At 58.7% G+C, this 20,652-nt stretch carries 17 protein-coding genes; 12 read left to right on the forward strand and 5 right to left on the reverse strand.

What is annotated here, in order from left to right; translation table 11 throughout:
* Positions 1-104 precede the first annotated feature (104 nt).
* The 4 genes from DV711_RS07990 to recJ all read left to right on the forward strand — a co-directional run bounded on the left by DV711_RS07990 (position 105) and on the right by recJ (position 5,652).
* Positions 105-1,409 carry a homoserine dehydrogenase gene (locus tag DV711_RS07990; protein WP_114695668.1) on the forward strand — a complete coding sequence of 435 codons (1,305 nt, stop codon included), beginning with the start codon at positions 105-107 and terminating at the stop codon, positions 1,407-1,409.
* Between the two features lie 53 nt (positions 1,410-1,462).
* The gene (gene thrC, locus DV711_RS07995; protein WP_114695155.1) at positions 1,463-2,881 is read left to right on the forward strand and encodes a threonine synthase; all 1,419 of its coding nucleotides are present in this window, start codon (positions 1,463-1,465) and stop codon (positions 2,879-2,881) included.
* 115 nt (positions 2,882-2,996) lie between these two features.
* Positions 2,997-3,857 (forward strand): YdcF family protein, encoded by an 861-nt coding sequence (locus tag DV711_RS08000; protein WP_114695156.1) that lies wholly within the window; start codon positions 2,997-2,999, stop codon positions 3,855-3,857.
* A gap of 46 nt (positions 3,858-3,903) precedes the next feature.
* Positions 3,904-5,652 carry a single-stranded-DNA-specific exonuclease RecJ gene (gene recJ, locus DV711_RS08005; protein ID WP_114695157.1) on the forward strand — a complete coding sequence of 583 codons (1,749 nt, stop codon included), beginning with the start codon at positions 3,904-3,906 and terminating at the stop codon, positions 5,650-5,652.
* Positions 5,653-5,676: 24 nt separating this feature from the next.
* Here the strand turns inward: recJ and DV711_RS08010 are convergent, their stop codons facing one another.
* Together DV711_RS08010 and DV711_RS08015 are read right to left on the reverse strand one after the other, a co-directional pair.
* Positions 5,677-7,278 carry a sensor histidine kinase gene (locus DV711_RS08010; protein ID WP_165840040.1) on the reverse strand — a complete coding sequence of 534 codons (1,602 nt, stop codon included), beginning with the start codon at positions 7,276-7,278 and terminating at the stop codon, positions 5,677-5,679.
* A gap of 168 nt (positions 7,279-7,446) precedes the next feature.
* Positions 7,447-9,084, reverse strand: a complete 1,638-nt coding sequence (locus tag DV711_RS08015; protein ID WP_243633790.1) for an electron transfer flavoprotein-ubiquinone oxidoreductase — start codon at positions 9,082-9,084, stop codon at positions 7,447-7,449.
* A gap of 280 nt (positions 9,085-9,364) precedes the next feature.
* On the opposite strand from DV711_RS08015, the gene DV711_RS08020 reads away from it, so the two are divergent.
* From DV711_RS08020 to DV711_RS08030, 3 genes are all read left to right on the forward strand, one after another.
* Positions 9,365-10,114, forward strand: a complete 750-nt coding sequence (locus tag DV711_RS08020) for an electron transfer flavoprotein subunit beta/FixA family protein (RefSeq protein WP_114695160.1) — start codon at positions 9,365-9,367, stop codon at positions 10,112-10,114.
* Between the two features lie 2 nt (positions 10,115-10,116).
* Positions 10,117-11,043, forward strand: a complete 927-nt coding sequence (locus tag DV711_RS08025; protein ID WP_114695161.1) for an electron transfer flavoprotein subunit alpha/FixB family protein — start codon at positions 10,117-10,119, stop codon at positions 11,041-11,043.
* Positions 11,044-11,147: 104 nt separating this feature from the next.
* Positions 11,148-11,957 (forward strand): alpha/beta fold hydrolase, encoded by an 810-nt coding sequence (locus tag DV711_RS08030; protein WP_114695162.1) that lies wholly within the window; start codon positions 11,148-11,150, stop codon positions 11,955-11,957.
* 30 nt (positions 11,958-11,987) lie between these two features.
* On the opposite strand, the gene DV711_RS08035 is transcribed toward DV711_RS08030, so the two are convergent.
* The 3 genes from DV711_RS08035 to nhaA all read right to left on the reverse strand — a co-directional run bounded on the left by DV711_RS08035 (position 11,988) and on the right by nhaA (position 15,424).
* A complete protein-coding gene (locus tag DV711_RS08035; protein WP_114695163.1) occupies positions 11,988-12,626 on the reverse strand; it encodes a response regulator transcription factor in 639 nt (212 codons plus the stop codon).
* Positions 12,623-14,119, reverse strand: a complete 1,497-nt coding sequence (locus DV711_RS08040) for a PAS domain-containing sensor histidine kinase (protein WP_114695164.1) — start codon at positions 14,117-14,119, stop codon at positions 12,623-12,625. The genes DV711_RS08035 and DV711_RS08040 overlap by 4 nt, the downstream gene beginning before the upstream one ends.
* Before the next feature lie 114 nt (positions 14,120-14,233).
* Entirely contained in the window at positions 14,234-15,424 is a 1,191-nt protein-coding gene (gene nhaA / locus DV711_RS08045; protein ID WP_114695165.1) for a Na+/H+ antiporter NhaA, read from the reverse strand.
* Between the two features lie 406 nt (positions 15,425-15,830).
* On the opposite strand from nhaA, the gene DV711_RS08050 reads away from it, so the two are divergent.
* The 5 genes from DV711_RS08050 (at position 15,831) to DV711_RS08070 (ending at position 20,619) form a co-directional block, all read left to right on the forward strand.
* Entirely contained in the window at positions 15,831-17,186 is a 1,356-nt protein-coding gene (locus DV711_RS08050; RefSeq protein ID WP_243633767.1) for a TolC family outer membrane protein, read from the forward strand.
* A 162-nt stretch (positions 17,187-17,348) separates the two neighbouring features.
* A complete protein-coding gene (locus DV711_RS08055; protein ID WP_114695167.1) occupies positions 17,349-18,347 on the forward strand; it encodes a nucleoid-associated protein in 999 nt (332 codons plus the stop codon).
* Positions 18,348-18,482: 135 nt separating this feature from the next.
* Entirely contained in the window at positions 18,483-18,890 is a 408-nt protein-coding gene (locus DV711_RS08060; protein WP_114695168.1) for a bacteriohemerythrin, read from the forward strand.
* A 161-nt stretch (positions 18,891-19,051) separates the two neighbouring features.
* Entirely contained in the window at positions 19,052-19,804 is a 753-nt protein-coding gene (locus DV711_RS08065) for a substrate-binding periplasmic protein (protein ID WP_114695169.1), read from the forward strand.
* A gap of 62 nt (positions 19,805-19,866) precedes the next feature.
* Positions 19,867-20,619, forward strand: coding sequence for a type 1 glutamine amidotransferase (locus DV711_RS08070; protein ID WP_114695170.1), 753 nt, complete (start codon positions 19,867-19,869; stop codon positions 20,617-20,619).
* Positions 20,620-20,652 lie beyond the last annotated feature (33 nt).

The raw sequence follows: 20,652 nt of genomic DNA on the forward strand, positions 1-20,652 counted from the left end.
TTGAAGCCGCCACCTTTGGGCGTTTTTTTGCTACAATGGCCGCCTTTTTGTGTAGGGCCTCCGGGTGGAGGCGAGATTCATCGATTAAGGGCCAGAAAATGAGCTTGAAGCCGGTCAATGTTGGCATCTGTGGTCTAGGTACCGTTGGTAGCGGAACCTTCAATGTACTCGCGCGTAACCAGGAAGAGATCTCCCGCCGTGCAGGCCGGGTGATTCAGGTTGCTCAGATTGGTGCCCGTCGCCCCAATCCGGCGGCGGATACCAGTGAGATTCCGACCACCAACGATATTTTCGAGGTGGCCCGTAATCCTGAGATCGACATTGTTGTTGAGCTGATCGGTGGCTACGACACCGCCCGTGAGCTGGTGCTGGAAGCGATCGCCAACGGCAAGCACGTGGTCACCGCCAACAAGGCGCTGATCGCCGAGCACGGTAACGAAATCTTCGAAGCGGCGCAGGCCAACAACGTCATCGTTGCCTATGAAGCTTCCGTAGCCGGTGGTATTCCGATCGTTAAGGCGATCCGTGAAGGTCTGGCCGCCAACAGCATCAACTGGGTCGCCGGCATCATCAACGGCACCGGCAACTTTATCCTGACCGAGATGCGCGACAAGGGTCGTGCTTTCGAAGACGTGCTGGCTGAGGCTCAGGCGTTGGGTTATGCCGAAGCTGATCCGACCTTCGACGTTGAAGGTATCGACGCGGCTCACAAGCTGACTATTTTGTCTTCACTGGCGTTTGGTGTGCCGCTGCAGTTCAGCAAGGCTTACACCGAAGGGATCAGTAAGGTCACCACCGATGATGTGAACTACGCCGAAGAGCTGGGCTATCGGATCAAGCACCTGGGTGTGACTCGTCGTACCGAAGAGGGGATCGAGCTGCGGGTTCACCCGACTCTGATTCCGGAGAAGCGCCTGATCGCCAACGTTGATGGTGTGATGAACGCGGTGCTGGTTGATGCTGACGCCGTCGGCCCGACCCTGTACTACGGCGCCGGTGCCGGTTCCGAAGCGACCGCTTCCGCGGTGATCGCCGATCTGGTCGATACCGTCCGGGTTATGACCGCCGACAGCTCCAACCGTGTGCCGCACCTGGCTTTCCATCCGTCACGCCTGTCGGATCTGCCGATGCTGCCGATGGATGAAGTCGAAACCGCTTACTACCTGCGGATGCAGGCGATCGACCATCCGGGCGTGTTGGCCGAAGTCACCCGGATCCTGGCCGAGCAGTCGATCAGCATCGATGCCATTGTCCAGCACGACACCACGGAAGAGCTGGTGCCGGTTGTGATCGTGACTCACAAGGTGAAGGAAGCGGCGATGAACCGCGCCATCAGTGCGATCGAAGCCCTGGATTCGATCCACGGCGAAGTCACCCGGATCCGGGTCGAAGCGCTGGACGCCCAGTAATCCTTTGAGAGCCCTTTGAGAGCAATCGACAGCTTTAACGGTAGAAAGAAAGCATGAAATATATCAGTACCCGTGGTCAGGCTCCTGCGCTGAACTTTGAAGAGGTTTTGCTGGCTGGGCTGGCCACCGATGGTGGTCTCTACGTTCCGGAGCAACTGCCGCAGTTCTCCAAAGAGGAGATCGCCTCCTGGGCCGGGCTGTCCTACGCCGATTTGGCAAAGAAGGTCATCGCCCCGTTTGTTGCCGATACCATTCCGCAGGCCGATCTGGATGCGATCATCGACGAGACATACGGCACGCGAGCGGCGACAGAAGGTAAGAATGTTTTTGCCCACGATGCCGTTGCGCCGCTGAAGCAGCTCGACAGCAACCTGTGGCTGCTGGAACTGTTCCACGGCCCGACTCTGGCGTTCAAAGACTTCGCCCTGCAGCTGCTGGGTCGACTGCTCGACTATGTGCTGGAGAAGCGTAACGAACGCGTTGTCATCATGGGCGCGACTTCCGGTGATACCGGTTCGGCCGCAATCGAAGGCTGCAAGCGTTGCGACAACGTCGATATCTTCATTCTGCATCCGCATCAGCGCGTTTCCGACGTGCAGCGCAAGCAGATGACCACCATCATCGGTGACAACATTCACAACCTGGCGATCAAGGGTAACTTCGATGATTGCCAGCAGATGGTGAAGCAGAGCTTTGCCGATCAGAGCTTCCTCGGTGGTCGCAAGCTGGTGGCGGTCAATTCGATCAATTGGGCCCGGATCATGGCTCAGATCGTTTACTACTTCCACGCATCCCTGAGCCTGGGTGGTCCGCACCGTGAAGTTTCCTTCGCGGTACCGACCGGTAACTTCGGCGATATCTTCGCCGGATACCTGGCCAAGGGCATGGGTCTGCCGGTCAAGCAGCTGGTGGTTGCCACCAACGTCAACGATATTCTGCACCGTTGCATCAGCGCCAACGATTACTCGCCGCAGGAGCTGGTCCACACCCTGTCGCCGAGCATGGATATCATGGTGTCGAGCAACTTCGAACGGCTGCTGTTCGATCTGTACGGTCGTGACGGCAAGGCCACCGGTGAGCTGATGGCTCGCATGAACGGTGGGCAGGGTGCCGAGCTGGAGCCGGCCCGTCTGGCCAAGGCGCGCGAGCTGTTCGACAGCTACCGCCTCGATGATGAAGGCTGTATCGACTACATCGCCGAGATGTTCGAGCGTAGCGAAGAGCTGCTTGATCCGCACACCGCGATAGGGGTCAAGGCGGCAGAGGTCTGTCGTCGTGACAGCGAGACGCCGATGGTGGCGCTGGCAACCGCGCATCCGGTCAAGTTCCCGGAGCCGGTGGTTAAAGCCGGTCTCAATTCACCGGAGCTGCCGCATCATTTGGAAGATCTGTTCGATCGTGAAGAGCGCTGTACCGTGTTGGACAACGATCTGGCGGCGGTTCACGCTCATATGGCCGAACAGCTGGGCTGATCTAGTGATCCTAGCCATCCCTCAAACGCCGGCCTTACCGCCGGCGTTTTTGTCTGCGAACTTTGCGGACTTTGAAAGTAGGCTGCTTGTTCACAAGCGACAGTGACTGACAACAATGGATAACCTGTTTTACATACTGTCGAAAACGATCTGGACTTTCGCCCGTCCAGACCACCTGTTGCTGCTGATCATGACCTTGGCGGTGTTGGTGCTGGGCTGGAGCAGCCAGCGCCGGCGGGCGCGGCTGTTCGCCTGGTTGTCGCTGGCAATGATCTGGTTGGTGGCACTGGTGCCGGTCGGACAGGTGTTGCTGCACGAGCTGGAGCAGCGCTTCCCGGCTCCCGGACCGCTGCAACATCAGCCATTGGCGGGCATCATCGTCTTGGGTGGGGCCGAGCAGCTGGGTTCGATGCGCTACCATCGACGGGCTGAATTTACCGATGCCGCTGATCGGATCCTGGCGGTTCCTCAGCTGGCGATGGAACGCAGCGATCTGCCGATCGTCTACAGCTGCGGCTCGGGTTGGCATACGGAACCGGAGATCCGCGGGGCCGACTTCACCAAGATGTACTTTGATGCGATCGGTCTCGAGGGGCGGGTTCTGTACGAGCGTGAGGCGCGCAACACCTACGAGAACGGTACCCTGAGTCGTTCACTGATCCGCCAGCAGCTGGGTGAGTCGGTGCTCGAAGGTCGCTGGCTGCTGGTCACCTCGGCCTTCCATATGCCGCGCTCGGTTGGCGTATTCCGGCAACAGGGCTGGGACGTGCTGCCTTATCCGGTGGACTACCGGGGCCAGCCGCTGGGTGAAGATCCGATCTATTTCAATCTGAGCAGCAACCTGCAGGACCTGATGATGGCCTCCCGCGAATGGGTCGGCTTGCTCGCATACTGGCTGACCGGAAAGACCTACCGTTTTCTCCCCGGACCGGAGGTGGAGCAGTTGGCGATTCAGCCCCCGGCTGCCGAATCCTGAAACCTGGAAGCCGCAACCGTTAACCGAATAGGAATCCCGAAAGCGCATGCACAAACAGATAGTCAGGCGTGATGAGCAGGCCAAACCCGCGTTGCTGGAGGCCGGCTTGTCGCCACTTTTGGCACGGATCTACAGCAGTCGCGGGGTCGAACGTCCCGACCAGCTCGACAATTCGCTGAAGGGGCTGTTGCCGTTTCATACGATGCGGGATATCGAACCGGCGGCCGAATTGATTGCTGAGGCGATCGAGGCCGGTCAGCGCTTGTTGGTGGTGGGCGATTTCGATTGTGACGGCGCCACCAGTAGCGCGCTGGCGGTGTCGGCACTGCGTGCGCTGGGAGCCCAGTGGGCCGGTTATCTGGTTCCGAACCGGTTCGAATATGGTTACGGACTGTCACCGGAAATTGTCGCCGTCGCCGAGCAGCAGCAACCGGATCTGCTGATCACCGTCGACAATGGCATCTCCAGCGTGGCCGGGGTCCGTGCGGCTAAAGAGGCGGGTATCAAGGTAGTGGTCACCGATCATCACCTGCCCGGCGACGAGCTGCCCGAGGCCGATGCGTTGGTTAACCCGAACCAGCATGGCTGTGATTTTGTCGCCAAGAATACCTGCGGTGTCGGGGTGATCTGGTACGTGATGACCGCCGTTTGCCGGCGATTGCAGACACGCGGTTGGTTTGAACGTCGACAGCAGCCAGTGCCGAATATGGCGGACTTCCTCGATCTGGTGGCGTTGGGCACCGTGGCCGATGTGGTGCCGTTGGACCATAACAACCGGATACTGGTCGATCAGGGGCTGAAGCGGATCCGCGCCGGTCGTTGTCGGCCGGGTATCAAAGCGCTGGCCGAAATCGCGTCACGCCAGCTCGACAAACTGGTGGCCACCGACCTGGGGTTTGCCATCGGTCCACGGTTAAATGCGGCCGGACGGTTGGAGGACATGTCGATTGGGATCGAATGTCTGCTGAGCCGGTCCGAGCCCGAGGCTCGTGCGCTGGCGTTGCAGCTCGACGAGCTGAACCAGGATCGTAAACAGATTGAACAGCAGATGCAGCGTCAGGCGTTGAAGATTCTCGATCAGATCAGTCTTGACGACGAAACCGAGCTGCCCTACGGCGTATGCTTGTTCGAGCCGGACTGGCACGAAGGGGTGATCGGAATTCTGGCCTCCCGAATCAAAGAGCGGCTGCACCGCCCGGTGATCGCGTTCGCCGAAGCCGAAGGTGGCATGATCAAAGGCTCGGCCCGCTCGATTCCCGGTTTGCATATCCGCGATGTGCTGGCCGCCGTGGAAGCTCGGGAGCCGGACCTGCTGGCCAAGTACGGTGGTCACGCCATGGCGGCGGGGATGAGTCTGGAGCGGGATAAATTCGAGCGCTTCAGCCGGGCATTCGATGCCGAAGTGCGGCGCCAGCTCGATGAAGAGCAGCTACAGGCGCGGATCGAATCCGATGGCGCCATGGCAGTGGCCGAGATGAACCTGGAGATGGCGCGTCAGCTGCGCGACGGCGGTCCTTGGGGGCAGTTGTTTCCGGAGCCGCTGTTCGATGGTGAGTTTGAGCTGGTGCAGCAGCGGATCGTTGGAGAGCGTCATCTGAAACTGGTGCTGGCACCGATCGAGCAGGGGCGCCCCAGTGGGTTCTGTATCGATGCGATCGCATTCAATGTGGATCTGGATGTCTGGCCCAGTCAGTCAAATCGGGCACGGGTTGCGTTCAAGCTCGACATCAATGAGTTCCGTGGCCGGGTATCCCCTCAGTTGATGGTCGATTATCTGGAGCCGATTTCAGAATAAGGGGACTAACCCTGTACGTCGAGGTTACCAGAGATCGTCGTCATCATGGTTCGGGTCGGGGGTATGGGGTCGTAACGGGACCTTGATCAGGAACTCGACCCCTTCGCCACGGCGGTTATGGCAGTCGACCTTGCCCTGCAGCAGCCCGGTGACCAGGCGGTAGACCACATGGGTGCCCAGACCGCTGCCGCCGCGTTCGCCACGGCTGGCCACGAAGGGCTCGAATACCCGCGGTAACACCTGCTCGGGGATGCCGATGCCGTTGTCTCGGTAGCTGATCTTAACGCCGTCGCTGTGATGGCTGGCTTGAATGCTGATTAGCGCGTCGTCGCGGCCATGCTCGGGGCCGAAACCGTGCTGCAGTGAGTTGCTGATCAGTTGGCTGAAGATCTGCCGTAGGCTGTCGGGGTAGGAGATAATCTCCAAGTTGTCATCGCAGTCGATCTCGACCCGGACATGGTAACGCAGTAGCCGCTCGGCCAGCTGGTTTTCCAGGTTGGCGAACAGCTTGGCCAGTTTGACTCGCTGCGGCGTCAGCTTGGCCGGATCGACGGCGATCAGGCGGAAGGCCTTCATCAGTTCGCTGATCTTACCCAGCTGGTCGTGCACCTGATCAACCTGCTTGCACAGGCTGATGGCGCCGGCGTTGTCTATTTGACGCGGCTCGTCGAGTCGGTTGATCACCTGTTCCGACAGATCCATTCCCTGGTTCAGGGGGCGCTCGATCTCCTGGGCGATGCCGCTGACCAGCTCACCCAAGGCGGCCATCTTTTCACTTTCGACCAATCGGTCCTTGGTTTGGGTCAGTTCGTCGAGGGCCTCGGTGAGGCGGTCGTTGGTATGTTTGAGGGTAGCGGTACGGTATTTGACCCGCTGCTCCAGCTCCTCGTTGAGTTGCTCCAGTTGCTGCTGCGCGCGCTTTTTGGCCTGCAGCTGTCGGCGGATATTGACCCGCATCTGGTTCAGGGTTTCAGCCAGTTGATCCAGTGAGTCTTCGCCACCGCGTCGCAGCAGGCTGGATTCCAGGCTGATCTCTTCATCCAGGTTGTCGAGTCCGATGCGGCGGGTATAGCGGGCCAGCGAGGTCAGGTGAGTAATCACCAGATAGTGGACCACCAGCAGGATACAGATCGAGACCAGGAAGGTCTTGATGGTCTGGCTGCCGAGAATGATGAAGAATTTTTCGATCAGACGCAGGTAGACGTTATCGAGGGTGGCGCCCACCTTGAGGCGGCCGACCAGGGTGTCGCGGTAATAGAGTTCGAACTGGCGTTGAATCGGCATCTGGGCTTCGGTATCGCCGCGAAAGAAGATCGCTTCTTCGCTGTCGGCCACGATCTCGGTGATCGAGGCGTAGCCGATATCCTGCAGTTTCATGATGCCGTCGAGTTGAATCCCGATCTGGTCCTTGTCGAGCTTCCACAGGCTGGATGCCAGCGAATCCAGGTAGCTGGCTTCGATCGACTGTAGGCCTCGCTCGATATCGCCCAGATCCTTGCGGTAATCCCAGAACAGCTGTATCGCCGTGCTGAGAATAGCCAGCAACGTACTGCAAAGCACGATATAGACCAGCAATCGATAGGAGAGAAGATTGTTCTGGCGTAGTTTCAGATAGTGTTTTAACACACTGGCAGGATCCGGCCGGTAACACGTTGATGCAATTAACTGGACCTTAGCAGAGATTCGGCCAAAGCGGAAAAACTCTAGCGAGATTAGATGTTTTTTGGGTGTGGAGACGTCAGAAAACAACAAGGCCGGCGATTGCCGGCCTTGGGAGGGGGTTGCCCCAGTAGTTTACATGTTGGGGTAATTCGGGCCGCCGGCGCCTTCCGGAACCACCCAGGTGATGTTCTGGGACGGGTCCTTGATGTCGCAGGTTTTGCAGTGGACGCAGTTCTGCGAGTTGATCTGGAAGCGCTTGCTGCCATCGTCTTCCACGACCACCTCATAGACGCCTGCCGGGCAGTAGCGCTGAGCCGGTTCATCGAACATCGGCAGGTTGCGCTCCAGCGGAATGCTGACATCCTTGAGCTTGAGGTGGCAGGGCTGATCTTCCTCATGGTTGGTGTTGGACAGGAACACCGACGACAGCTTGTCGAAGCTGATCTCGCCATCGGGCTTGGGGTAGTCGATCTTCGGACACTCGGAGGCCGGTTTCATCTGGGCGTAATCCGGGTTGGTGTCGTGCAGGGTGACCGGGATCTTGCCGCCGAACCAGTTTTGATCGATATAGTTGAAGGCGCCACCCAGGGTCATGCCGAACTTGTGCATCGCCGGACCGAAGTTGCGTGAGCGGTACAGCTCATCATAGAGCCAGCTGTCCTTGAGGTTGTCGGTGAACTTGCTCAGATCATCGCCGCCCTCGTTACCGGCCTTGAACACCTCGGACAGGGTGTCGGCGGCGATCATGCCGCTCTTCATGGCGGTGTGACTGCCCTTGATCTTGGCAAAGTTCAGGGTGCCGGCGTCGCAACCCAGCAGCAGGCCGCCCGGGAAGGTCATCTTCGGCAGTGAGTTGAAGCCGCCCTTGGCGATGGCGCGGGCGCCGTAGGAGACCCGCTTGCCGCCTTCGAGGTACTGCTTGAACACCGGGTGGTGCTTCATCCGCTGCATCTCGTCGAACGGGCTCAGGTGCGGGTTGCTGTAACTCAGGTCGGTGATCAGACCCAGAACAACCTGGTTGTTTTCGGCGTGGTACAGGAATGAGCCGCCTGGGGCATTCTTGCCCAGCGGCCAGCCGGCGCCGTGGATAACCAGACCTGGCTTGTGCTTGGCCGGGTCGATGTCCCAGAGTTCTTTGATGCCGATGCCGTAATGCTGCGGATCGGAATCCTTGTCCAGTTCGAACTTGCTCAGCAGTTCCTTGCCCAGGTGGCCACGGCAACCCTCGGTGAACAGGGTGTACTTGGCGTGCAGTTCCATGCCGGGCATGTAGCTGTCTTTGGGTTCGCCGTCTTCGCCGACGCCCATGTCGCCGGTGGCAACCCCTTTGACCGAGCCGTCTTCGTTATAGAGCACTTCCGCTGCGGCAAAGCCGGGGAAGATCTCCACGCCCATCGACTCGGCCTGTTCGGCCAGCCAGCGGCATAGATTACCCAGGCTGATTACGTAGTTGCCTTCGTTGTGCATGGTCTTGGGCACAAAGCTGTTGGGCATCAACTGGGCTTTCTGTTCATCTTTGAACAGGTAGATCTCGTCACCGGTAACCGGCTCTCCCAGAGTCAGGCCCTGGTCCTTCCAGTCCGGGAACAGTTCGTCCAGTGCGCGAGGCTCGAAGACCGCGCCGGAGAGGATATGGGCGCCGACTTCGGAGCCTTTTTCAACCACACAGACCATCAATTCCTGCTCGTTGGCCTGAGCCTGCTGCATCAGCCGACATGCGGCGGACAGACCTGCCGGTCCTGCGCCTACAATGACGACATCAAACTCCATCGATTCGCGTTCCACAGCCATCTCCTGCTTATTTGTTCTCTGTTTTATCGTGAGTGAGAGTGTTCTGAGAAGGTGGTCTCACTCGAGTAGGAATGCATTCTAAGTAAAAACCCCTATTTTTTGCAAGAACCATTTGCATCGACCAAATGTGAATGGTACTTTCCTAGGGAAATCACTTAGTCTTGCTAAGTAACGATTCGACAGCGCCTGAGCAGCAAGACTCAGGCGTTCTTTCATCAGGCGCCCTCAAGCAAGGGTTGGCAACAAAACGAGGAACTCTATGAAAGTTCTAGTATCCGTGAAGCGCGTGATCGACTACAACGTCAAGGTCCGCGTCAAGAGTGATCAGTCCGGGGTCGACCTGGCCAACGTTAAGATGGCGATGAACCCGTTCTGCGAAATCGCCGTGGAAGAGGCGGTTCGTCTTAAAGAAGCCGGTGTGGCAGAAGAGATCGTAGTTGTCTCCATCGGCCCGAAGAGCTGCCAGGAGCAGATCCGTACCGCACTGGCACTGGGTGCCGACCGTGGTATTCAGATCGAGACCGACGAAGACCTGGAGTCTCTGGCGGTTGCCAAACTGCTGGCCAAAGTGGTCGAAGAGGAGCAGCCGGGCCTGGTTATCCTGGGTAAGCAGTCGATCGATTCCGACAACAACCAGACCGGCCAGATGCTGGGCGCGCTGACCGAGATGCCGCAGGGCACCTTCGCCTCCGAAGTGGCGGTGGCTGATGGCAAAGTGGCCGTGACCCGTGAAATCGACGGCGGTCTGCAGACCGTGTCGCTGGATCTGCCGGCGATCGTCACTACCGACCTGCGTCTGAACGAACCGCGTTATGCGTCGCTGCCCAACATCATGAAGGCCAAGCGTAAGCCGCTGGATACCAAGACCCCGGCCGACTACGGCGTTGAAACCGCCGCCCGTCTGAAGGTCCTGAAGGTTGAGCCGCCGGCCGAGCGTCAGGCAGGCATCATCGTCGGCAGCGTGGACGAGCTGGTCGAGAAACTGAAGAACGAAGCGAAGGTGATTTAATCATGGGTATCCTGGTAATTGCAGAACACGACAACGCTGCTCTGAAAGGAGCAACCCTGAACACCGTCGCCGCTGCCCAACAGATCGGTGGTGACATCGACCTGCTGGTTGCAGGCGAAAACTGTGGCGCCGCAGCCGAAGAAGCTGCCAAGATCGCCGGCGTCAGCAAGGTACTGGTTGCCGACAACGCTGCCTATGCTCATCAGTTGGCCGAGAATCTGGCGCTGCTGGTACTGGAGCTGGCCGACGGTTACAGCCACATCCTGGCTTCCGCCACCACCACCGGCAAGAACTTCATGCCGCGGGTTGCCGCCAAGCTGGACGTGGCGCAGATCTCCGACATCATTGCGGTCGAGAGTGCCGATACGTTCCAACGCCCGATCTACGCCGGTAACGCGATCGCGACTGTACAGTCCAGCGACGCCGTCAAGGTGATCACGGTTCGTTCCACCGCCTTCGACGCGGCTGCGACCGATGGCAGTGCCAGCGTTGAAACCGTTGCCGCCGCTTGCGATGCCGGCAAGTCCGCCTTCGTTAAAGAAGAGCTGGCCCAGTCCGACCGTCCTGAGCTGACCGCTGCCAGCGTCATCATCTCCGGTGGTCGCGGTATGGGTAATGGCGAAAACTTCGAGCTGCTTGAGAAGGTAGCCGACAAGTTGGGTGCCGCCGTTGGTGCCTCCCGTGCTGCGGTTGACGCCGGCTTCGTTCCCAACGATATGCAGGTGGGTCAGACCGGTAAGATCGTTGCGCCGGAACTCTACATCGCCGTCGGTATCTCCGGTGCGATCCAGCACCTGGCGGGTATGAAGGACTCCAAGTTTATCGTTGCGATCAACAAGGACGAAGAAGCCCCGATCTTCTCGGTCGCCGATTACGGTCTGGTTGCTGACCTGTTTGAAGCGGTTCCGGAGCTGGAATCCAAGCTGTAAGCAAGATGCGATCTTGAAGCGCTGATCAGGCGGCTTCGACCTGGAAAGCCCGGCTCGGCCGGGCTTTTTTGTATCTGCATTATCCCGATAGGAGGTGCTCCAGAATGTTGGTCTGGGATGAGTTTGAACTGCCGATAGCCGCGCCGCGTTTTGGTGATAAGGCCAGTCTCTACGTTCGCCGTGGACGTCAGCCGATGCCAAACTCGCCGGCGACGTTGGTGTTTCTGCATGAAGCCCTTGGCAGCATCGGCCAGTGGTGGGACTTTCCGCAGCAGTTGGCCGAGCGTTGTGGTTGTGATGTGCTGATCTACGAACGGATCGGTCACGCCGGGGCCAGCTCGCTCGAGCTGCCGCGTCCGGATGACTATCTGGTCTACGAGGGTGAGGTGGTGTTGCCGCAGCTGCTCGAACGCCTGCAGATCGAGCAGGCGGTGCTGGTCGGCCACAGTGACGGTGGCTCGATCGCTCTGGTTGGCGCCGCCAGTGTGCCTGACCGGGTGCTAGGGTTGATTACCGAAGCGGCCCATCTCTTTGTTGAGCCAATCACCCGTGACGGAATCATTAAGGCCCGCGATCTCTACGACGAGGCGATCCGTCCGGGTCTGTCGCGCTATCACGGCGAGAAGACCGACACTCTGTTCCAGGGTTGGTGGCAGACCTGGCTTCGCGATAGCTTTCAAGGGCTGGATCTGCATCCCTGGCTGGGTCGGATTCGAGCCCCGTCGCTGATTATGCAAGGGGTTAACGATCAGTACGGCTCTGAGCTGCAGGTCGAGAGGATCTGCGAAGGGATCGGTACCCTGGCATCGCCTTGCTGGCTGGACGCGGCCCATATTCCCCATCGCGAAGCGACCGAACCCTGCCTGCAGGCGATGGGCGGGTTTATTCGCCGATTGCTGAGTGACCAGGGTTAGGCGAGGCCGTCGGTAATTCGCCGAATCCTGTCAGCTGAGTAGTTTGCTGAGGGCGTCGATACGGTGGGCCTGGTTGACCAGGTCGGCCAGGCTCTCGGCCTCCATCTTGGACATCACCCGGGCGCGGTGAACCTCGACGGTCTTGGGGCTGATTTTCAGGCTCTCGGCGATCACCTTGTTGGCGCTGCCGGAGACGACCAGCTCCATCACCTGTTTTTCCCGCTTGCTGAGCGTATCCCAGCGCTGCAGTAGCTGCTGACGCTGCTGCTGTTCCTGGTGCCACTGATCGGCCAGGGACAGGGCTTTGTCGACATGATCGAGTAGCACCTGATCGTCAAACGGCTTCTCAACAAAATCCAACGCGCCGTTCTTGATCGCGGTAACAGCCATCGGGATATCGCCGTGGCCGGTCAGAATCAGGGTCGGCAGGCGCACGCCACGGGTGTTGAGCTCCTGTTGCAGAGCCAGACCGTTCAGTCCCGGCATCCGGATATCGAGCAGCAGACAGCCGGGAGTCCCTTTGTAGTCGGCCAGGAAGCGCTCGCCGGACTCGAACGTTTGGATCGGCCGGTTGGTGGATTCGAGCAGCCAACAGAGTGAATCACGGAAAGCGTCATCGTCGTCGACGACGAAGATGGTTAATTCACCGTTCGGGGCGGGCTTACTCATGGGTGCTGGGTTTCCTTCGGTAGACTGATCTTAAAGGTAGAGCCATTGCGGCCGTCGGATTCTGCCCACAACTTACCGCGATGGGCTTCAATGATGGTGCGGGAGATCGACAGCCCCATCCCGAGCCCGGCACTCTTGGAAGTAAAGTAGGGCTCGAACAGGTTGGCCATCTGGTCGGCGGTAATACCGCTTGCGTTGTCTTCGACCTCGACCAGCAACTGCTCCGCGTCCATCCGGGTGGTTATTGTAATGGTTTTTTCGCCGTTGTCCCGACTGCCGTCGAAGGCCTCGATCGCGTTGCGCAGCAGGTTCAAAATAACCTGCTCGATCTGGACCTTGTCGGCGTAGATGATCGGTTGGGTCGGATCGAGCTGAAATTCGAAGCGGATGCCCTCGTTGCGGGCTTCCTGGCCCATAAACTGGGCGATCTCCTGACAGGTCTCGTTGATCGAGAAGTCCATCCGTTGGTATTCGGTTTTCTTCACGAAGCCGCGCAGCCGCTTGATGATGTCGGCGGCGCGGATTGCCTGGCGTGAGATCAGCTGCAGCGATTCGCAGACCTTGTCGAAATCCTTGATCGTACCTTCCTGAATACGGCGCAGGGTACCGCGGCTGTAATTGAGGATGGCGCCCAGCGGCTGGTTGATCTCGTGGGCCAGCCCGGATGCCATCTCGCCGAGCGACATCAAGCGCGAGATATGGGCCATGTTGAGCTGGTATTGGAGCGCTTCCGCCTCGGCCCGACGCTGCTCGGTGATATCGCGGCCGATAATGGAGAAGTAGCGCAGCTCCTGCTCCTCGTTGCGGTGGGCGATGATCTGGTGCACCGAGGCGATCCGGTCTTCGATCGAGCCGGGCTCCAGCGGCAGTTCGCCGCGCCACTCACCGGTTTCCAGGGCCTGGGGGAAGATCTCCTGCAGCAGGCGACTGTTGTTGTCACGCGAGAACAGCTCGTCCAGGTGCAGGGTCGGGAAGCGTCCCTTGTCGATATTGAGGGTCCGGATAGCGGCTTCGTTCAGATACTCGACCTGGTAGTTGGCGTTGCAGAACAGCACCAGATCCGAGGTCGCCTCGACCACCTGGGCCAATCGTGCCAGGGTCCGGTCCGCCTGAATCCGTTCGCTGACATCGCGCGAAACACAGATGATCTCTTCGAGTTCCCCGGTTAGCGGATCGCGGATCGTACGGCTGGTGGTTTCGAGCCAGATGTAGTCGCCGTTTTTGTGTCGCAGCCGGTAGGTACTGGTATAGACCCCCTCGCTGTAGGTGACGTTGCTGGTGCCGTTTTTCCAGGAACCGACGTCCTTGGGGTGGAATAGCTCGTTGGCGGAGCGGCCGATGATCTCATCGCTGCGGTAGCCGAGAATCTTCTCGACCGCCGGGTTGACGTCGATAAATACCAAGTCCCCTGGGGTATGGCGGGAGATAAAGTCGGGGGATTTCTCCGCTAGTTGACGATAGCGGTCCAGCGGCTGGTAGTCGTTGGTTTGCATAGAGAGTCGGTTGTCCCGCCTGTGGGTCTGGGAAGGTTACCCCGATAGTAGCGGTAAGGGGGGCCGGGTCGTCAAGCCGGTCAGCGTCGAGAGCACCTGCCTCATGCTGAGTAATCACTTCGGTGGTTGCTGTTGCTGCTCGGGATCCTTCAGGGTGATACGTAGCATCACGAAGCCGCAGATGCCGCATACCAGTGATCCGAACATAACGCCTAGGCGTTCGTCGAACAGGCCTCGGGCGGCGTCTTCAAACGCCAGCGAACCGATAAACAGACTCATGGTGAAACCGACCCCGCAGAGTAACGCCGCTCCGTATAGGCTGCTCCAACGGATCCCATCGGGTAACTTGGCCAGCCCCAGTTTGATGCCGATCCAGCAGAACAGGAAGACACCGATCTGTTTACCCAGAAATAGTCCCAGGGCGATACCCAGGGTGACCGGGTGGAGGATGAAGTCAGCACTGATCCCGGCCAGCGGTACCCCTGAGTTGGCGAACGCGAAGATCGGCAGGATACCGAAAGCAACGGTGCCATGAAGGTCGTGCTCGAGACTCTTGAGGGGCGAGTAGCCGGGTTTGGTGCGGCTCTTGAGCGGAATAAACAACGCCAGAATAACGCCGGCCAACGTGGCGTGGATGCCCGATTTCAGGATTGCGATCCACATCAGCACCCCGATCAGAATGTAAGGGGTGTAATCCATCACCCGGCGCCGGTTAAGCACCAGTAGGACCAGCATGCAAGCGCCGGCCAGCCCTATTGCCGATTCGGAGATCGACTCGGTGTAGAACAACGCGATAATCGCGATGGCGCCGATATCGTCGAAGATCGCCAGCGATACCAGAAAGATCTTCAGGGTGATGGGTACCCGGTTACCCAACAGTGCCAGGATACCCAGCACGAAGGCGATATCGGTGGCGGTGGGGATTGCCCAGCCCCGCAGGGCCAGCGGATCGCCCTGATTAACCAGCACATAGATGATGCCGGGTACCGCCATACCGCCGATCGCTCCCAACGCCGGTAGCGTGACCTTGCGGATATCGGAGAGCTCGCCCTCGATCGCTTCGCGCTTGAGCTCGAGTCCGATCAAGAAGAAAAAAATCACCATCAAGCCGTCATTGATCCACAACAACAGCGGCTTATCGATATCGAGTTTGCCGATCCGGACCTGGACCGGGATATCCAGCAACAGATCGTAGTAGGGGGACAGGGGGCTGTTGGCCATGATCAAAGCCGCAGCGGCAGCAAGCACCAGCACGATTCCACTGGCAGATTCGAGTCGTAGAAACGAACGAATGGTCGCGATCATCGACAACGGCTTCCCCTTTCGATTGTCGGCAACGACTGCCTGTTGCTGCTGCCGATGCCGTCCGTTGGAAAACAGGATCGGACCGGTCGGTAGCAGCCGGTTACCATTGATAATAGACGAACCCTATTCTCGAGATTGATAGATGCAGGGTTCTGTCCTGTCGATACTATGCTGTGTTGCTTTATCAGTTCAAGGCCCGATATGCCCGGTTTGCGTGGGCTCCAGAGCAGCTGGCTTCGAGGGTTTCAGCCGGATTGGCGGCTTGAAGGGCGGCAGTATTGCTGAGCCGCGGTCTGACTACCGTCGAATCACGATTGAGGATACCATTTGGCCGTCTCAACAAGGACCGCGTTGGGGCCGACGTTGGCCGTGCGCAGGGTCCAATCGACAACAGAAGGAGTGTCGTTTGAAAACCCCGATTCGTTTTGGAATAGCCGCTTTCACCCTGGCTCTGAGTCAGCCCCTATGGGCCGGTTCGCTGCAGCAGATATACCAACAGGCACTGGACAGCGATCCGCAACTCAAGGCGGCCCGTGCCGTGTTCAACGCAGAGCGCGAGGCGGAGGTGCAGAGTCGCTCGTCGCTTCTGCCCAGCCTCTCCCTGAGTGCCGATGTCACCTATACCGACGTCAGCCCCAGCAACATCGATCAGGGAAACAATCATGGCTATGACCTGAATTTAAGCCAGCCGCTGTTTCGCGCTGAAGAGTGGTTTAACTTCCAGGCCGGTAAGGTCTTGACCGAGAAAGCCGGGGTGACCTTCAGTCAATCGCAGCAGGCTTTGATCCGGCGTACCGTGGAGGCCTATCTGGATGTGTTGGCGGCGCAAACCGATCAGGCCACGGCGTTGGCGGTCGAAGCGGCGGTCAAGCGGCGCCTGGATCAGGTGCAGGCACAGTTCGATGTCGGTCTGATCGCGATTACCGATGTGGAAGAGGCGCGGGCCAGTTATGACAGTGCCCGGGTCTCGCGGATTCTGGCGGATGGTCAGCTGGATAAGAGTTTCGAAGCGATCGATCGGTTAACCGGGCAGAACTGGCGCCAAGTCGATGAGCTGAGCAACAACTATCCGGTCCAGAGCATGACCCCGGTCGCCTTCCAGCCATGGGTCGATAAGGCGCTGAGCGGTAACCTGGCGCTGCAGTCCGCCAAGCTGGATGTGCAATCAGCCGAGCAGAGCCGCCGCTCGACCCGCTCGCGTCATCTGCCGACGGTCGATTTGGTTGCCGGTTACGGCACGGACCGCGGTGCTCGTTCGCTGCACCCGACCAATGGCACCCAGGAGAGCGCTTCGATCGGGATCCAGTTCAATCTGCCGCTTTACCTGGGCGGTCGAACCTCGTCCCAGGTGCGCGAAGCCAGCGCGCGCTGGGATGCTGCGATCCAGACTCGCGAAGATACCCAGCGTTCGGTGGTGCAGAATACCCGCTCGCTGTTGCGAGATCTGTTGACCGACGTGGAGTCGGTGGCGGCCCGCAAGCAGAGTATCGTTTCATCCGAAACCGCGCTGGAAGCAACGTCGGCCGGATACAGCGTCGGTACTCGAAACATCGTCGATGTATTGCAGGCTGAACGTACCCTCTATACCGCAATTCGGGACTATCAGGGTGCGCGTTACAACTATGTTCGTAATCTGTTGAGATTCAAGGAGTCGCTCGGCACCCTGAGCCCAGAAGATCTGGCGGAGTTGGATCGCTGGATGGTGACGCCGGGCAGTGAGGTGCCGTTGTACCAGAAAAAAGCGGATCCCGATCAAGGCTGATAATTCAGCCTCTCGGTGAAGGGTGTTCTCGTTGAAAGGCGTTCTTGTTGAAAGGGTTCTTGGGTCGCCGGCACTGGTCGCCCCTTGCACGGCGCTTCTCTGGCATAATGGCGCCCATTCCATTACCTATTCCCATTGACAGTCAGCAGCGAGCAGAAACAGATGGCGGTTTCCGAAGCAATTGTTCATCAGATCCATAAACCCGAAGGCGCCCCGGCTCAGTTATCACCGCGGCAGACATTATTGACCGTCAGCGACTCGGTGGAGACGCTGATCAGTAAGCTCAGTGCCGGGTTTAACAATCGCTCGGGCAAACTGTACGGGGGCTTTGAGTCCGATCCACAGGAGTATCCGTTCAGCCGCTGGCTGGCGGGCTATCACCAGGGTGAGATCGATTTTGTTCAGCTGACCCGACAAAGTGCCGAACGTTTCCGAACGTCTCTGGATACGATCGAGGAGGCGGTCAGCGGCTACCTGCTGTTTGCGCGTATGGAAGTCTTGGGTGCGGACCAACTGCTGGTACTGCTGCTCAGCAGCAGTCCGGCGCTGGTGATCGACGAGCAGTTGGAGTTGAGCGATTCGCAACATCTGGATGTCGGCAAGGTGCAGCTGGGGTGTCGGATCGATCTGCAGCAGTGGCAGAGCGCTGACGCCAATCAATACCTGGCGTTGGTTCGTTCGCGCACCGGCAAGGGGGTGAACGAAGCGTTTCGGCAGGCCCTGGGCGCCACCGAGGAGGTGGATGCCAAGCAGCAGACTCAGACGCTGCTGAAGGTGTTCAATGACTACTGCGATCAGGAGCAGTTGCCGCCCAAGCAGGCCTCGGAAGTGAAGCAGAAAGCGTACGAGTACTGCCAGGAACGGGTCGATTCCGGCGAGCGGGTGCAGATGCGCGAGCTGTCCTGTGTCATCGATACCACCGACCCGGACAAGTTCTATAACTACGTCGGCGAGCAGGAGGAGGATCTCAATGCCGAGATCCCCGCCGACAAACGCGGACTGCAGCGCTTTGTTCGTTACAGCGGTTCGATGAAGGGGCTGAGCTTGAGTTTCTCCGAGTCACTGCTGGGAGACCAGCTGCTCTACGATGCCGATACCGATACCCTGACCATCCGGGGGTTGCCACCCACGTTGCGCAAACAGCTGGCACGAAACGGCTGACCGAAATCCGTGACAGCTCCGTCGGCGCTGATGACGGCAGGGCTTCGTGCTTTAGTCGTGAAGCCCTGTTCAAAAAGCAGTCTTTGTAGGACTATGGCGCTCCAACATCTTTTCCGGGGTTGAAGGAACCGACTCATGACCTATCTGGTGTTTGACGACTCTCTGAAACTGGGCATCACTGAAATAGACCAGCAACATAGCCGCTTTGTCGGCTATATCAATGACACCTGGGATGCGCTGGAGCGGGGCGACAGCAGAGAAGAGTTTCTGCATATCCTCAATAATCTGCTTGATTATGCGATGGAGCATTTCTCGCTGGAAGAAGCCCTGATGCGGGAGTTCAACTATCCCGATTATGAGTCCCACAAAGGCACTCACACTGTTACCTCGGCTGACCTTTTCGAGTTCGACCTGCGTCTGTTGGCCGGCGATGAAGCCGAAGCGCGGGCGTTTCTGGAATTTCTGACCGACTGGCTGAAGAACCATATTCTCGGCACCGATGCCAAACTGGCGGCCTATCTGAAACAGCAAGGGGTCTGCTAGCCGCGCTGTGCGAGCAACCGCTTTGCGTCCTGGGTTTGAATAAATCGACTTAAAATGCGCCTGAACAGCCTGTAAACTGTGGAGTGCCTGCTCTACAGGTTTATCTGTTGCCGATTACGCCTTAACACGAACCTGGTAAGACCCTTGTCATTGGAGCCTGGATGCGAGCTAGTCCGTTTGTATTGACCCTGCTGATAAGTCTGTCGCTGCTATCATCGCCGCTGCAGGCTGAAACCTTGGTACGGTTTGTCACCCAGCATTTTCCTCCGTTCAGCTATATCGAGCAGGGCCAGGTAGCCGGCCCTGCCCGTGCCTTAATAGACCGTGCCTGTGAGGCGACCCAGGTCACCTGTGTGCATCAACTACTACCCTGGCAACGCGCCCAGAAGATGGTTCAGCTCGGTCGGCAGGATGCCATGTATGTTATTGGTGCCAATCCTGAGCGGGATCGCTGGGTGCTCTACAGCCGCGCGTTATTGAGCACTGAGTACGGCTTTTTTGTCCGAGGAGACGACCCGCTGCATAGCGTCACGGCCGAGTCGCTCGAAGGCTATTACGTCGCCGCGCTGGCGGCCTCCAATACTCTCAAAAGTCTGCAGCGGCTGCGCGATCAGGGGATGAAATTCGAGATCATCGAGGTCAACGATAGCCAGACCGGTTTCCGGTTATTGAGCGTGGGTCGGGTGAACGCAGTCTATTCCAATCGAGATGTTGGCCACTCGCTGATCCGTGCCGCTGGCTACGATCAGATGCACTATGCAGTTGCCGATCGTCGTCTGGATTATTTTATCGGTTTTAATCCGGAGCTGGTTGAGGCCGACTGGTTGGCCAAGTTTAACCAGCAGCTCAAACTGATGGCGGAATCCGGTGAAACTGAACGTACTCTTAAACGTTACGGCTTGAAGTCGCCGTAATCCACCGTTACCCCTCGGCGATCGAATCGCTGATGCCAACTTTGTAAGCCATGGAGTTTCCGATGCAATCCCGGTCTGCCCCTCAACGAGACGAGTTGCGTATTCTGCTGGTGCAGATCCGCGAAGAAGCAGCGACCCGGCAGGAAGAGCTGGATAGTTTTGCCCGTTTCAGTGGGTTGCAGCCTTCGCAATTCAGCATTCTGAACCTGTTCGATACCCCGAGCTTTTCACCTCAACTGGTGAACGATTTCGATGCGGTCTATGTTGGCGGCTCGAGCGAAGCCAGCGTGATGGAGCCGCAGCGTTATCCCTTTATCGACGCGGCTCAAGCCCTGCTGCGTTACTGCATAGAGATCAAGAAGCCGGTGTTTGCCTCCTGCTTCGGGCACCAGTTGGCGGCTCAGGCGCTGGGGGTTGAGATCGTGCGCGACGAGCAGGATTTTGAGATGGGCACGTTGCCGATCCTGCTCCATCCTGCGGCCGCTGATGATCCGCTCTATCGGGATACCAGTGATGGCTTTATGGCCGTGGCGGTTCACCGGGAGCGGGCCCTAGGCGTTCCTGCAGGCTGTACCGCGTTGGCCTATACCGACAGCTGCAACCACGCTTTCAAAGTCGACGGTGCGCCCTTCTGGACCACTCAGTTCCACCCGGAGGTTGATCGTCAGGTCCTGGTCGATCGGCTGACCCTGTTCCGCAGCAAGTACACCGATGGCGATGGCCACCTCCAGCAGGTGCTGGATAGCGCAGTGGAAACCCCGGAATCGAATGACCTGTTACGCAAATTTGTCGACCGAGTACTGTTAGTCGACTAGGGTTATCTGTAACCCGAATTCCGGTTCTCCCCT

This window comes from Motiliproteus coralliicola (genome assembly GCF_003345655.1).
GTDB classification, from domain to species: Bacteria; Pseudomonadota; Gammaproteobacteria; order Pseudomonadales; family Balneatricaceae; genus Motiliproteus; species Motiliproteus coralliicola.

Excerpts from the sequence above, each read along its gene's own strand:
- thrC (WP_114695155.1), top strand. The coding sequence starts at position 1,463 with ATGAAATATATCAGTACCCGTGGTCAGGCTCCTGCGCTGAACTTTGAA.
- DV711_RS08000 (WP_114695156.1), top strand. The coding sequence starts at position 2,997 with ATGGATAACCTGTTTTACATACTGTCGAAAACGATCTGGACTTTCGCC.
- recJ (WP_114695157.1), top strand. The coding sequence starts at position 3,904 with ATGCACAAACAGATAGTCAGGCGTGATGAGCAGGCCAAACCCGCGTTG.
- DV711_RS08015 (WP_243633790.1), bottom strand. The coding sequence starts at position 9,084 with ATGGAGTTTGATGTCGTCATTGTAGGCGCAGGACCGGCAGGTCTGTCC.
- DV711_RS08020 (WP_114695160.1), top strand. The coding sequence starts at position 9,365 with ATGAAAGTTCTAGTATCCGTGAAGCGCGTGATCGACTACAACGTCAAG.
- DV711_RS08025 (WP_114695161.1), top strand. The coding sequence starts at position 10,117 with ATGGGTATCCTGGTAATTGCAGAACACGACAACGCTGCTCTGAAAGGA.
- DV711_RS08030 (WP_114695162.1), top strand. The coding sequence starts at position 11,148 with ATGTTGGTCTGGGATGAGTTTGAACTGCCGATAGCCGCGCCGCGTTTT.
- DV711_RS08035 (WP_114695163.1), bottom strand. The coding sequence starts at position 12,626 with ATGAGTAAGCCCGCCCCGAACGGTGAATTAACCATCTTCGTCGTCGAC.
- DV711_RS08040 (WP_114695164.1), bottom strand. The coding sequence starts at position 14,119 with ATGCAAACCAACGACTACCAGCCGCTGGACCGCTATCGTCAACTAGCG.
- nhaA (WP_114695165.1), bottom strand. The coding sequence starts at position 15,424 with ATGATCGCGACCATTCGTTCGTTTCTACGACTCGAATCTGCCAGTGGA.
- DV711_RS08055 (WP_114695167.1), top strand. The coding sequence starts at position 17,349 with ATGGCGGTTTCCGAAGCAATTGTTCATCAGATCCATAAACCCGAAGGC.
- DV711_RS08060 (WP_114695168.1), top strand. The coding sequence starts at position 18,483 with ATGACCTATCTGGTGTTTGACGACTCTCTGAAACTGGGCATCACTGAA.
- DV711_RS08065 (WP_114695169.1), top strand. The coding sequence starts at position 19,052 with ATGCGAGCTAGTCCGTTTGTATTGACCCTGCTGATAAGTCTGTCGCTG.
- DV711_RS08070 (WP_114695170.1), top strand. The coding sequence starts at position 19,867 with ATGCAATCCCGGTCTGCCCCTCAACGAGACGAGTTGCGTATTCTGCTG.